This window comes from Bradyrhizobium sp. WYCCWR15520 (genome assembly GCF_056174665.1).
In genome coordinates, this window is sequence record NZ_JBWBWM010000006.1 from 1 (window position 1) to 12,475 (window position 12,475).

General features: G+C 63.4%; 12 protein-coding genes. 2 read left to right on the top strand and 10 right to left on the bottom strand.

Annotated features, from left to right (window positions below; genetic code table 11):
- Window positions 1–143: 143 nt before the first annotated feature.
- The 8 genes from ilvC to miaA all read right to left on the bottom strand — a co-directional run bounded on the left by ilvC (window position 144) and on the right by miaA (window position 8,410).
- Window positions 144–1,163: a ketol-acid reductoisomerase gene (ilvC, locus tag AC0QUY_RS08175; protein ID WP_065752640.1), complete on the bottom strand. Its 1,020-nt coding sequence runs from the start codon at window positions 1,161–1,163 to the stop codon at window positions 144–146.
- 146 nt (window positions 1,164–1,309) lie between these two features.
- Entirely contained in the window at window positions 1,310–1,915 is a 606-nt protein-coding gene (locus AC0QUY_RS08180; RefSeq protein ID WP_161849385.1) for a LysE family translocator, read from the bottom strand.
- Window positions 1,916–1,923: 8 nt separating this feature from the next.
- Window positions 1,924–2,814: an EamA family transporter gene (locus AC0QUY_RS08185; protein WP_161849386.1), complete on the bottom strand. Its 891-nt coding sequence runs from the start codon at window positions 2,812–2,814 to the stop codon at window positions 1,924–1,926.
- 6 nt (window positions 2,815–2,820) lie between these two features.
- A complete protein-coding gene (locus tag AC0QUY_RS08190) occupies window positions 2,821–3,516 on the bottom strand; it encodes a class I SAM-dependent methyltransferase (protein ID WP_161849387.1) in 696 nt (231 codons plus the stop codon).
- A gap of 2 nt (window positions 3,517–3,518) precedes the next feature.
- Window positions 3,519–4,061: an acetolactate synthase small subunit gene (gene ilvN, locus AC0QUY_RS08195; protein WP_161849388.1), complete on the bottom strand. Its 543-nt coding sequence runs from the start codon at window positions 4,059–4,061 to the stop codon at window positions 3,519–3,521.
- A 25-nt stretch (window positions 4,062–4,086) separates the two neighbouring features.
- Window positions 4,087–5,073, bottom strand: coding sequence for a threonine dehydratase (locus tag AC0QUY_RS08200; protein ID WP_475386467.1), 987 nt, complete (start codon window positions 5,071–5,073; stop codon window positions 4,087–4,089).
- A 210-nt stretch (window positions 5,074–5,283) separates the two neighbouring features.
- Window positions 5,284–7,059 (bottom strand): acetolactate synthase 3 large subunit, encoded by a 1,776-nt coding sequence (locus AC0QUY_RS08205; RefSeq protein WP_161849390.1) that lies wholly within the window; start codon window positions 7,057–7,059, stop codon window positions 5,284–5,286.
- 400 nt (window positions 7,060–7,459) lie between these two features.
- Window positions 7,460–8,410 carry a tRNA (adenosine(37)-N6)-dimethylallyltransferase MiaA gene (gene miaA / locus AC0QUY_RS08210; protein ID WP_475386468.1) on the bottom strand — a complete coding sequence of 317 codons (951 nt, stop codon included), beginning with the start codon at window positions 8,408–8,410 and terminating at the stop codon, window positions 7,460–7,462.
- Between miaA and serB the strand changes: the two genes are divergently transcribed.
- Both serB and AC0QUY_RS08220 read left to right on the top strand, forming a co-directional pair.
- Complete coding sequence (serB, locus tag AC0QUY_RS08215) at window positions 8,409–9,311, top strand: phosphoserine phosphatase SerB (protein ID WP_475386469.1); 903 nt, start codon at window positions 8,409–8,411, stop codon at window positions 9,309–9,311. The two genes, miaA and serB, sit on opposite strands and share 2 nt — an antisense overlap.
- A gap of 96 nt (window positions 9,312–9,407) precedes the next feature.
- The gene (locus AC0QUY_RS08220; RefSeq protein ID WP_475386470.1) at window positions 9,408–10,310 is read left to right on the top strand and encodes a restriction endonuclease; all 903 of its coding nucleotides are present in this window, start codon (window positions 9,408–9,410) and stop codon (window positions 10,308–10,310) included.
- Window positions 10,311–10,437: 127 nt separating this feature from the next.
- On the opposite strand, the gene AC0QUY_RS08225 is transcribed toward AC0QUY_RS08220, so the two are convergent.
- Both AC0QUY_RS08225 and AC0QUY_RS08230 read right to left on the bottom strand, forming a co-directional pair.
- A complete protein-coding gene (locus tag AC0QUY_RS08225; RefSeq protein ID WP_161849394.1) occupies window positions 10,438–11,946 on the bottom strand; it encodes a Do family serine endopeptidase in 1,509 nt (502 codons plus the stop codon).
- Window positions 11,947–12,227: 281 nt separating this feature from the next.
- Window positions 12,228–12,428: a DUF2065 domain-containing protein gene (locus AC0QUY_RS08230; RefSeq protein ID WP_057838630.1), complete on the bottom strand. Its 201-nt coding sequence runs from the start codon at window positions 12,426–12,428 to the stop codon at window positions 12,228–12,230.
- Window positions 12,429–12,475: the final 47 nt, after the last annotated feature.

Here is a 12,475-nt window from a genome sequence, read left to right on the forward strand (position 1 = left end):
AAATCGTGCCAAACTGTGCGGCGGTGGGCGTGTCTACGGTCGATGCTTGCATCTGACTCTCCGATGGTTCGAGTGTGGAAACCCAAACCTACCGGAGAGGGCACGCTCACCGCCCCATGGAATCTACACAGAGCGACCCCGCCTCAGTTCTTGGTCTTGTCGACCAGCGCGCCCTTCTTGATCCACGGCATCATGTCGCGGAGTTTTGCGCCGACTTCCTCGATCGGATGGGCGGCGAGCTTGGCGCGGGTCGCCTTGAACGAGGTCTGGTTGACCTTGTTCTCCAGCATCCAGTCGCGGGCGAACTTGCCGCCCTGGATGTCGGCGAGGACGCGCTTCATCTCGGCCTTGGTTTCGGCGGTCACGATCCGCGGGCCGGTGACGTATTCGCCGTACTCGGCGGTGTTGGAGATCGAGTAGTTCATGTTGGCGATGCCGCCTTCATAGATCAGGTCGACGATCAGCTTCACCTCGTGCAGGCACTCGAAATAGGCCATCTCGGGGGCGTAGCCGGCCTCGACCAGCGTCTCGTAGCCGCCCTTGATCAGTTCGACCAGGCCGCCACAGAGCACGACCTGCTCGCCGAACAGGTCGGTCTCGCACTCTTCCTTGAAGGTGGTCTCGATGATGCCGGCGCGGCCGCCGCCGATTGCCGAGGCATAAGACAGGCCGAGGTCATGGGCGTTGCCGGAGACGTCCTTGGCGATCGCGATCAGGCAGGGCACGCCGCCGCCGCGCTGGTATTCCGAGCGGACAGTGTGGCCGGGGCCCTTCGGCGCGATCATCAGCACGTCGAGGTCGGCGCGGGGGTCGAGCAGGTTGAAATGGACGTTGAGGCCGTGGGCGAAGACGAGCGCGGCGCCCTTCTTCATGTTGTCATGCAGGTGCTCGCGGTAGATGTCGCCCTGCAGCTCGTCCGGGGTCAGCATCATGACGAGGTCGGCCCATTTGGCGGCCTCGGCGACTTCCATCACCTTGAAGCCGGCGGCTTCCGCCTTCTTGGCCGAGGCCGAACCCTTGCGCAGCGCAATGGCGACTTCCTTGACGCCAGAGTCCTTCAGGTTCAGCGCATGGGCGTGGCCCTGGCTGCCATAGCCGACGATGACGACCTTCTTGCCCTTGATCAGGTTCAGGTCGGCGTCGCGATCGTAATAAACACGCATGGTCGTTTCCTCAATCGATGGCCAAAAAGGGCCGGTTAATCAGGCATTTGGGTGGGTGGGACCGCCGGCCGCCCGCGAATTTCCGGCGTTGTCTAGAGCATTTTCCTTCCGAGGGGAAATCCGTTTATGCATGGCCCGGTGCGGCATCATGCGTCCATGAAGACCGGATAGAGCGAGGCCAAGAGCAGCACCGCCATGACGATGTTGAAGGCGCGCACCGCCCGGCGGGAGGTCAGGACCGGCCGCAGCGCGGTGCCGAACAGGGCCCAGGCGGTGCAGGACAGGATTCCCAACAGCAGGCTGAGGCCGACCTGGATCGCGATGTTCCAGGGATAGGCTGCGATCGCCGCATAGGCGGTGATGGTGCCGATCACCATGACCCAGCCCTTGGCGTTGACCCACTGGAACATGGCCGCGCCCCAGAACGTCATCGGGCGGCCGCGGCTTTTGTCCTCCTCGGCGGAAGGTGGCTCGGACATCGCGATCGCCCAGGCCAGATAGATCAGATAGGCCGCGCCGGCATATTTCAGGATGGTCTGCAGCACCGGATAGGCGATGAAGATGGTGCCGAGCCCGAGGCCGACCGCGCCGACCATGAAGGCGAAGCCGACCGTGATGCCCATGATATGCGGGATGGTCGGGCGGAAGCCGTAAGTGAGCCCCGAGGACAGCAACATGATGTTGTTCGGCCCCGGGGTGAAGAACATCACGGTGGCGAACATGACGAAGGCGATCAAAAGCGACTGCGACATTGGGGGCCTCACGCGATCTTTGGCAGAACTTGTTTTTCTGAAGCCTGGGTAGGTTTGGACAGCAGCATGACGGCGATGCCGCCGACCACGGTGACCATGCCGGCGAGCCGCAGCGGCCCAAAAGTTTCGCCGAACACTACGCTCGATGCGGCGGAACCGACGAACGGCACCAGCAGCGCAAACGGCACCACCTGCGCCGCCGGATAGTCCCGCAGCAGCCGGCCCCACAGCCAGTAGGCGATACTGGTGGAGACGCCGCCCAGGCCGATCATGCACATCAGGCCGGTCAGCGACATGTGGGTCAGCGCATGCCAGGTCGGCTGCGGACCATTGCTGACCAGCGTCAACGCCAGCAGCGGAACTGCCGCGACCAGGCACAGCCACGCGAACAGGTCGAACATCGGCACGCCCTGCGCGCGCCGGAGCAGCAGATTGCCGGCCGCGAAGCTGAGCGGCGAGATCATCAGCACGGCAAATGCGCTGATGCTGAAATCGTAGCCGACGGTGCCGCAGATCATCAGTAACCCAGCGGTGGCAATACCGATGCCGACGCTCTGCCATGGGCCCGGCCGCTCGCGGAACAACAGCGCGGCAAAGCCGATGGTGAACAGCGCCTGGCTCTGCACGATCACGCTGGAAAGGCCGACGGGAACGCCATGCGCGATGGCGAAGGCTTGGGCCAGAAACTGGCCGAGGAACAGCGTGAAGCTGATCGAGGCCAGCACCGTCCATGAAATCTTGGGCCGCGCCACGAACAGGCAGGGCAAGGCGGCGATCGAAAAGCGCAGCGTCGTCATCAGTTCCGGCGAAAACTCATTGAGCGCGATCCGGCTGGCCACGAAAGCAAGGCCCCAGATCACCGCTACCAGCACGGCGATGCAGACATCCGCCGGTTTCATTTTTTTCTAGCTCTGTTGGTCCGGCTTTGGCTTGCGCAGGAGATAGGTGCCGTGGAGCGGCGCGTGGTAATCGACCGATTCCAGCGTGAAGCCGATATCGGTCAGCATGCGCTCGATCACCCAGCCGAAGGTCGAGTATTCGTCGCGCATATGGGTGACCACGCCTTCGCGCTGGAAATCGTGGTTCTTGATGGTGAAATCGGCCCATTGGTCGACATCGCGCTCGACGCCATCCGGCATGCTGACAAAGACGATGTCGCGCAGGTAGAAATTTGCGCCGGGCTTCAGCGCGGCATAGATCCGCGCCAGCGCCACCGCTTTCCAGAAATCCGGCAAATGATGCAGCGTGAATTCGCTGACGATCAGATCGTAGGAATTGGGCTGGTAGGCAAAGCTCAGCATGCCGGCCGGCTGGGTGCGGATTGCGATCTTGCGGTCGCGGGCCTGGATATTGGCGAGCGCCAGCATCGCCGGCGATATGTCTATTGCGTCTACTTCGGCCCCCATCAGCGCCGCTTCGCAGGCCAGTACGCCGTTGCCGCAGCCGATATCGGCCACCCGCCAGCCCGACTGCACACCAAGCATGGTGAGCGCGGCGCGGGCGCGCTCGTCGCTGTCGTCATGCCGGTCGTAGATCGAGGCGACCGCGCGATCGAGCCCGAGACGCCGTCTTTGAGTGTAGTACCAGTCCCGCGCCAGCATGTTCACATCCCCTCAGGCCCACGCCCGATTGCGGCAACGCCAGTGCGCGACACCTCGACAAGGCCGAGCGGGCGCATCAGGTCGATAAATTGACTGATCTTCGATGAATTGCCTGTGATCTCGAACACAAAACTTTCGGTCGTGGCGTCGATCACGCGGGCGCGGAACGCGTCCGCCAGCCGCAGCGCCTCGACCCGGCTGTCGCCGCGGCCACGCACTTTCACCATGGCGAGTTCCCGCTCGATCGAGCGGCCGGTGATGGTCATGTCGACCACGCGATAGACCGGAATCATGCGGTCGAGCTGGTGCTTGATCTGCTCGATCACCATCGGCGTGCCCGTGGTGACGATGGTGATGCGCGAGAGATGTTTCTGGCTCTCGGTCTCGGAGACAGTGAGACTGTCGATGTTGTAGCCGCGGCCGGAGAACAGGCCGATCACGCGCGCGAGCACGCCGGGCTCGTTCTGCACCAGCACCGAGAGCGTGTGCGTCTCGTTGGGATCGTGGCGCTCTTCCAGGAAGTAGGCGGATGCGGGCTGGTTCATGGTCGTCCCCTTACATGTCCTCTCATCACGCCATCGCTCGTTCGGCCGTCGGCGTGACCTCCGTCCCGACCCATTTGCGGAACAGATCGAAATCGATATTGCCGCCTGACAGGATCAGGCCGACGCGCTTGCCGGCGAGTTTTTGCTTTTCCTGCAGCGCGGCGGCGAGCGCGGCTGCGCCGGCGCCTTCGGCCAGGTTGTGCGTATCGGTCCAGTAGGCGCGGATCGCGGCTCCGACCTCATCGTCGGTCACCTGCACGATGCGCGCAGCGCCCTTGCGAATGGTGGCGAAGGCGTCCGGATCGGGGATGCGCGTCGCCATGCCGTCGGCCAGCGTATTGCTGGATTCGGTGGTCACGATTTTTCCTGCCGCAAACGACAGCGCGTAGGACGGCGCTTCGGTGGACTGCACGCCGACGATCTCCGTCTTCAGCCCGAGCAGATCGCGCGCCATGATGCAGCCGGAGATGCCGGAGCCCTGCCCGATCGGCACGTAGAGAATATCGAGATCGGGCGCGGCCCGGAACAGTTCGAGCGCGTAGGTGGCGACGCCAAGCACGAGATCCCTGTGGAACGACGGCACCATGTGCAGGCCGGCGAACTGGGCACGGCGCTGTGCCTCTTCGGCTGCCGCCTGAAAATCCTCGCCATGTTCGATCAACTCGGCGCCGAACGCGCGCATCGCGCGGTTCTTCTCGACCGAATTGCCCTTCGGCACATAGATCATTGCCGGCACGCCGTGACGGGAAGCCGCGAAAGCAAGGCTCTGGCCGTGATTGCCGCGGGTCGCAGAAATGATCCCTGGCGTGTTCGGCCATTCGCGCTTCAGGCGTTCGAGATAAACCAGCCCGCCGCGCACCTTGAAGGCGCCGATCGGCGTGTGGTTCTCATGCTTGACGATGACGCGCGTACCCAGCCGCTCGGCCAGCAGTGGCCAGGCATGCGCCGGCGTCGGCGGCACTGCCTGTCCTACAATTCCGTGCGCGCGTTCGAGCTCGGCGAGGTCAAACATGGATTCTCCCCACTAGCCGCACGCACGATGTGCTCCCTCGCCCCGCTCTTTGCGGGGAGAGGGTTGGGGTGAGGGGCTGCCTCCTCAAAGACGGTGAGGGAGGGACTCGCGGAGAGTCCCCCTCACCCGGCGCGTTGCGCCGACCTCTCCCCGCACGCGGGGAGAGGCAAAGAGAGAGAGCTCGTGATGAGCACTGCACAACCAATTACCTCACACCAGCGCCTTGCCGCCGGCGAAGGCCGCCGCCGTCGCTTCGTCAGTCGCTTCCACCGGCAGCAGCATTTCGTTGTGCGCCTTGCCGGACGGAATCATCGGGAAGCAGTTTTCCAGCGCTGCGACACGACAATCGAACAGTACCGGGCGCTTGACCTTGATCATCTCCTTGAGCGCGCCGTCGAGATCGCCCGGCTTGATCGCCTGGATGCCGACGCAGCCGAAGGCGTCCGCGAGCTTGACGAAATCCGGCAGTGCTTCCGAATAGGAGTGCGACAGCCGGTTGCCGTGCAGAAGCTGCTGCCACTGCCGCACCATGCCCATATACTGGTTGTTCAGGATGAAGATCTTGATCGGCAGTTCAAACTGAACTGCCGTCGACATCTCCTGCATCGTCATCTGCACCGAGGCGTCGCCGGCGATGTCGATCACGAGGCTGTCGGGATGCGCGACCTGCACGCCGAGCGCCGCCGGCAGGCCGTAGCCCATGGTGCCGAGCCCGCCCGATGTCATCCAGCGGTGCGGCTCCTCGAAGCCGAAGAATTGCGCGGCCCACATCTGGTGCTGGCCGACCTCGGTCGTGATGTAGGTATCGTGGCCACGCGTCGCCTCGAACAGCTTCTGGATGGCGTATTGCGGCAGGATAACGTCGTTGCTCTTCTTGTAGGCGAGCGAATTGCGCGCCCGCCAGGTGGCAATCTCCTGCCACCAGCTCTTGATGTCGGGTTTCTTCGCCTCGGCCTTGAACACCTGCAACAGGTCACCCAGCACGTTGCCGACATCGCCGATGATCGGCACGTCGACACGAATGTTCTTGTTGATCGAGGATGGATCGATGTCGATGTGGATCTTCTTCGAGCCCGGCGAAAACGCGTCGGTGCGGCCGGTGATCCGGTCGTCGAAGCGCGCGCCGACACACAGCATGACGTCGCAACCATGCATCGTCATGTTGGCCTCGTAGGTGCCGTGCATGCCGAGCATGCCGAGCCAGTTCTTGCCCGACGCGGGATAGGCGCCCAGCCCCATCAGCGTCGAGGTGATCGGGAATCCGGTGACCTCGACCAGTTCGCGCAGGAGTTTTGACGCCTCGGGTCCGGAATTGATGACGCCACCGCCGGAATAGATCACCGGCCGCTTGGCGGAAGCCAATAGCGCCACGGCCTTGCGAATCTGCGTCGCGTCGCCCTTCACCCGCGGCGTGTAGGAAACATGCACATCGTCCTTGCGCGGCGGATGATAGGTGCCGACCGCGAACTGCACGTCCTTGGGAACGTCGACCACGACCGGGCCGGGACGGCCTGAGCTCGCGACATAGAACGCCTCGTGCAGCACTTTTGCGAGATCGTTGACGTCGCGCACCAGCCAGTTGTGCTTGGTGCAGGGACGGGTGATGCCGACGGTGTCGCATTCCTGGAACGCGTCGTTGCCGATCAAATGAGTAGGAACTTGTCCGGTGATGCAGACCAGCGGGATCGAATCCATCAGCGCGTCCGTCAGCGGCGTCACCATGTTGGTGGCGCCGGGGCCCGACGTCACCAGCACGACGCCCGGCTTGCCGGTCGAGCGCGCATAGCCTTCGGCGGCGTGGCCGGCGCCCTGCTCGTGCCGCACCAGGATGTGCTCGACCTCGCTCTGCTGGAAAATCTCGTCATAGATCGGAAGTACCGCGCCGCCGGGATAGCCGAAGATGTGCTGGACGCCATGATCGATGAGCGCGCGCACGATCATCGCGGCGCCGGTCATCTGATTGGGGTCTTGGCTCTGGTCGGTCATGGTCTGCTCCGGATGCGCTGTTGGCGCGGCTTCTTTCGGTTGTCTGTTTTGGGAAATAAAAAGGGGCCCGAGAGGCCCCATGCACACCGCCTGAATTTGGATGGCCGTTAGCCACCCCCGGCGGTGCGCCTGGGTACGACGACGATCAGGAGTTTGGTAATAATATTACGCATTTTGCGGCTCGGACTTCCCAAAGGTTGCGCGGGTTATACCGTCCGGCTCCCGGAAGTCAAGGGATGGACGCTTTCGGCGCGATTTAGGCAGTGTAGCGGTGTTCCGGGCATTCGGCGAGGGGGAATTTTGCGCGTGCAGCCATGCGGCATCACGTCGAGGTCATTCCGGGATGGTCCGAAGGACCAGACCCGGAATCTCGAGATTCTCCGATGTGCAAGTGCACATCCTAGTTCGCATCTTCGATGCGCCCCGGAATGACGTTAGTCACCCACCCCCTCGCCGCTTCGGGCGTCACCCATTCAAACTCCGGCAACTGGTGCCGGAACCAGGTGAACTGCCGTTTTGCATAATGACGGGTATCCGCGCGGCCGATTTCGGCGGCCTCTTCGCGCGTAATCTCGCCGCCGAGGTAGCGGATCAAAGCCGGCACGCCATGGGCCTTCATCGCCGGCAGCAGTGGATCGAGCTTTCGCGCGGCGAGTGCGGCGACCTCATCCAGCGCACCTTCGGCCAGCATCGCGCCGAACCGTGCATCGATCCGCGCATAAAGCTGGTCGCGTTCGGGCGCGAGGAAAACTGCTGTGAATTCGCCGGGCGGCAGCAGCGGCGGCAGGCCTTCACGATGCCAGTCGGGCAACGCGCGGCCGGTCGCCTCGATCACCTCCAGCGCACGGGCGATCCGGGTGCGGTCGCGCGGTTTCAGGCGTTCGGCAGAGACGGGATCGCGCCGCGCCAGCTCGGTGTGCAACGCCTCGACGCCGTCGCGCTCCAGCCGGGCGCGCACGGCTTCTCGCACTTCCGTAGGGATCGGCGGCACCGCGGACAGGCCGCGCGTCAGCGCCTTGAAATAGAGGCCGGAGCCGCCGATGAAGATCGGCAGACGTTTTTCGGCGCGCGCTTCCGCCAATACCATTTCGGCATCCGCCACCCAGGCACCGGCCGAAAAATTGACCGACGCGTCGACATGGCCATAGAGCCGGTGCGGGACGCGCGTCTCCTCTTCCACCGTCGGCCGGGCCGTGATGATGCGGAGATCGCGATAGACCTGCATCGAATCGGTGTTGATGACGACGCCGCCGGCCTTTTGCGCCAATTCGAGCGCCATGGCCGACTTGCCGCTGGCGGTCGGCCCTGCGATAAGCACGGCCTTGCTCAAACCAAGCTGATGCGCCTGCATGTCCCTCGTCGCCACCCTCATCTGCAACCCGGCCAATCCGGCGCTCGACAGTACCATTGTCGACGGCGCGCTGGCCGTTCTCCCCTCGCCGGGAACGGCACAATGGCTGTTCGACGAAGTGGCAGTCGACATTCCCTTCGACAGCCAGGTCAATAGCCCGGACGAGATCAAGGCGATCGAAACCCGCCTGCAACGGGCGCGCGGCGATCTGCCGATCGACATTGTCGTGCAGCCTGCCGCGGCAAGGCGCAAGAAGCTTTTTCTGGCGGACATGGATTCCACCATGATCGGCCAGGAATGCATCGATGAGCTGGCCGACTTCGCCGGGCTGAAGGCCCATGTCGCCGCCATCACCGAGCGCGCCATGCGCGGCGAGATCGAATTCGAGCCGGCACTGCGCGAGCGCGTCGCGCTGTTGAAGGACATGCAGGTCAGCGTGGTCGACGATGTGCTGGCCAAGCGGATCACGCCAACGCCGGGAGGCCGCGAGCTGGTCATGACCATGCGCGCCAACGGCGCTTACACCTGCCTGATCTCGGGCGGCTTCACGCTGTTCACCCATGCGGTCGCCGCCAGGATCGGCTTCCAGGAGAACCGCGCTAACGAGCTCAGGGTGCGCGACGGCAAATTCACCGGCGAAGTCACTGAACCGATTCTCGGCCGCGCCGCTAAGCTCGCAACCTTGATCGAGCTGCGCGAATCCTTCGACCTCGACGAGATCGACACGCTGGTGACGGGCGACGGCGCCAACGACCTCGGCATGATCCAGGCGGCGGGACTCGGTGTCGCCTATCACGCCAAGCCCGCGGTTGCCGCAGCCGCCGCCGCGCGGATCGACTACGGCGATCTCACTGCGCTGCTCTATGCGCAGGGATATCGGCGCGAGGAGTTCGCGGACTAATTGAAATCGGCTCGTTGCTCACGCCAGCAACGTGAACCTATTGCGACGATGAGCAACCTTAAGTAGCTTGCACAAAAGGCATCTTAAGAGGTCGCAATGAGCCAACCTAAGACGGTTGATCGTGGCGTTTCACTTATCAAATTCGTACTAGGACTCTTAAGGGCTCACCCGGACGGCATGCGTCCGCGCGATATCTACGCGGAGATCGAATCGAAGCTGCCGCTGGACGATTTCGACAAGGAGACGATGAAGGGATCGGGGCTGCCGCGATGGCGAGCCGCCCTGCACTTCCTTTCCGTCGCGGCGACGAAGGCCGGATTGCTCGTCAAGTCGGACGGACGATGGCGGGTGACCGACGAAGGCCAGAAGTTCGTGACCCTGCCGGACTACGAACTCAAGCGGCTGATGCGGTCCCGCTACCGAGAATGGCGCTGGAGCCATCAGAAGAGCAAGACCGATGCTGGAATTGCCAACGCCGTCGACGAAACGCCGCCACCCGATACGTCGGTCTTGTTTGAGGATGCCAAGGAAAAGGCGCGCGACGAAATCGACACCTATCTCGACACGCTGTCCGGCTACGAGTTTCAGAACCTGGTCGCCGCGCTGCTGGAAGGGATGGGGTACGCCACCAGCACCGTTTCAAAGCCGGGCTCGGATGGCGGGACGGATATCCTGGCCTATATCGATCCGCTCGGCGCGCAGACGCCGCACATCCGGGTTCAGGTGAAGCATCGCGACCAGACGGCGTCGCGGGAGGATGTCGCGGCGCTTCGCGGCATTATCCGGGGTGACAGGGAAATCGGCCTGTTTGTTTCTTCCGGCGGCTTCTCACGGGAGGCGCGCCGCGAAGCCGGCAATGGCTCCGTCCATATCGAGCTGGTCGACCTCGACCGCTTTCTTGAACTCTGGCTGCAGCATTACAGCAAGATACCGGAAGTGAAGCGATCGAAGCTGCGCCTCGAGCCGATCCACTTTCTGGCGGTGGTCTCACTCACGTGAGGCCGTTTGGCTCTCCGACGGGCTAAAACTAGTCATGCCCGGACTTGATCCGGGCATCCATCAATCTTGAGCGAGTCTTGCGAATAGGATCGATGGCCGGGTCAAGCCCGGCCATGACGAGATAGATCTACTGCACGCTGAGCGCGACGAAGCGCAATTCGCCCTCGCCGTTCGAGACCAGCAGCAACACCGACTTCTTGCCGTCCTTCTTGAGCTGGTCGACACGCTTCTTGATGTCGGCGGCGCTACCGACCGCCTCCTGCGCCACCTCGACGATGACGTCGCCGGCGGACAGCCGCTTTTCGGCGGCATCGGAGGAGCCGTCAACACCGGTGACGATAACGCCCTTCACGCTCTCCTTGATCTTGTACTTTGTGCGCAGATCCTTGCTCAGCGTGGCAAGATCGAGGCCGAGCGCCTTTTGCGTCACCGGCTTCTCGACCGGGTCTTCCTTGGTCTTGGCGGCCGCCTGCTGCACCTTTTCAGTGTCCTCGAGGCGGCCGAGCGTGACCTTGCGGCTCTCCTCATTGCCCTTGCGGATGATGACCACGTCGACTTCTTTGCCGACCGCGGTGTCGGCCACGACGCGGGAGAGATCCTTCGGATCCTTGACGTCCTTGCCGTCGAACTTGACGACGATGTCGCCGGGCTCGATGCCGGCGGGCTTCGCCGGTCCCTTGTCGTCAACGCCTGCAACCAGCGCGCCGCGGGCGGGCTTGATGTTGAGGCTTTCGGCGATCTCGTCGGTGACCTGCTGAATGCGCACGCCGAGCCAGCCGCGGCGCAGCTCGCCGAACTGCCGGAGCTGATCGACCACGCCCGCCACCGTCTTCGACGGCACCGCGAAGCCGAGGCCGATCGAACCGCCGGTCGGCGAGATGATCAGCGTGTTGACGCCGACCACTTCGCCTTCGAGGTTGAACAAGGGTCCACCGGAATTGCCGCGGTTGATAGAGGCGTCGGTCTGGATGTAGCTGTCGTACGGCCCCTGGCTGATGTCGCGGTTGCGCGCCGACACGATGCCGGCCGTCACCGAGCCGCCGAGGCTGAACGGATTGCCGATCGCGATCACCCACTCGCCGAGCCGTAGCTTGTCGGAATCGCCGAACTTGACCGCGTTCACCGGCTTCACCGGCTTGAACTTCAGGACTGCGATATCGGTCTTCTTGTCGACGCCGACCAGCTCCGCCTTGATCTTGGTGCCGTCGTTCATGATCACGTTGATCTCGTCGGCGTCCGCGATGACGTGATTGTTGGTAACGACGACGCCCGCGGCGTCGATGATGAAACCGGAGCCGAGCGAATTGGTCTTGCGGCGCTGCATCTCGCCGCTCTTGTCGCCATCCTTGGGAGCGGCGCCGCGACGGTTCTTGAAGAAGTCGTCGAAGAACTCCTCGAACGGCGAGCCCGGCGGCAATTGCGGCATCGCTTCCCTGTTACCGCTGCCCTTGGCCTCGACGTTCTGCGAGGTCGAGATATTGACGACGGAGTCGATGACCTTCTCGGCGATGTCGGCGATGCCGTCAGGCCCGCGTGCGCTGGCCGGCGCCGCCGCCAGCATACTGGCGGCGCTGAACGAGATCGCAATCCCCAGCAGGCGCAGGCGGCTCGTCAAAGCGGGTCTGACACCGGTCATATCGGCTTGTCTCCAAAAGGGGTCAAATTTGGGGTCCACACTGCGCCCGAACGGGTCCGAGGCGCAAGCATCTGCACCTGATATTCCGGCGAAAAACCGGCGCCAGGCGACTCACGATTGCGTTGGCGCCACAGCTATTTGCGTCCGCTGGGGCACCGGCATTCCAAGGTGCGAAGCAAGCCAAGGCACTAAACAAACCAAGGCAGGCCATTACACGCCGGAGGAGCCTTAAAGTTCCAAGGCTGTCCGTCGAATCTCGCCACAAACGGCGGTAAAATGCGCTACCGCCGCACGAACCAGATCAGCAGCAGACCCACGACCGCCGAGACGATGCCGACGGTCCGCAGGATATTGTCCGGGGTCGCCAGCGCGCTTTTCATTGCCCGGCGCATCCAGGCCGGGCTCGCAGCGAACATCAGACCTTCGAGCACAAAGAGGATGCCCACACCGATGAGGAAGTCGGCGAACGCTATGGACCTCATCGGATGGCATCCCCCCGCTCTTTAAGCGCCTTTTGCTTTTTTGCCGG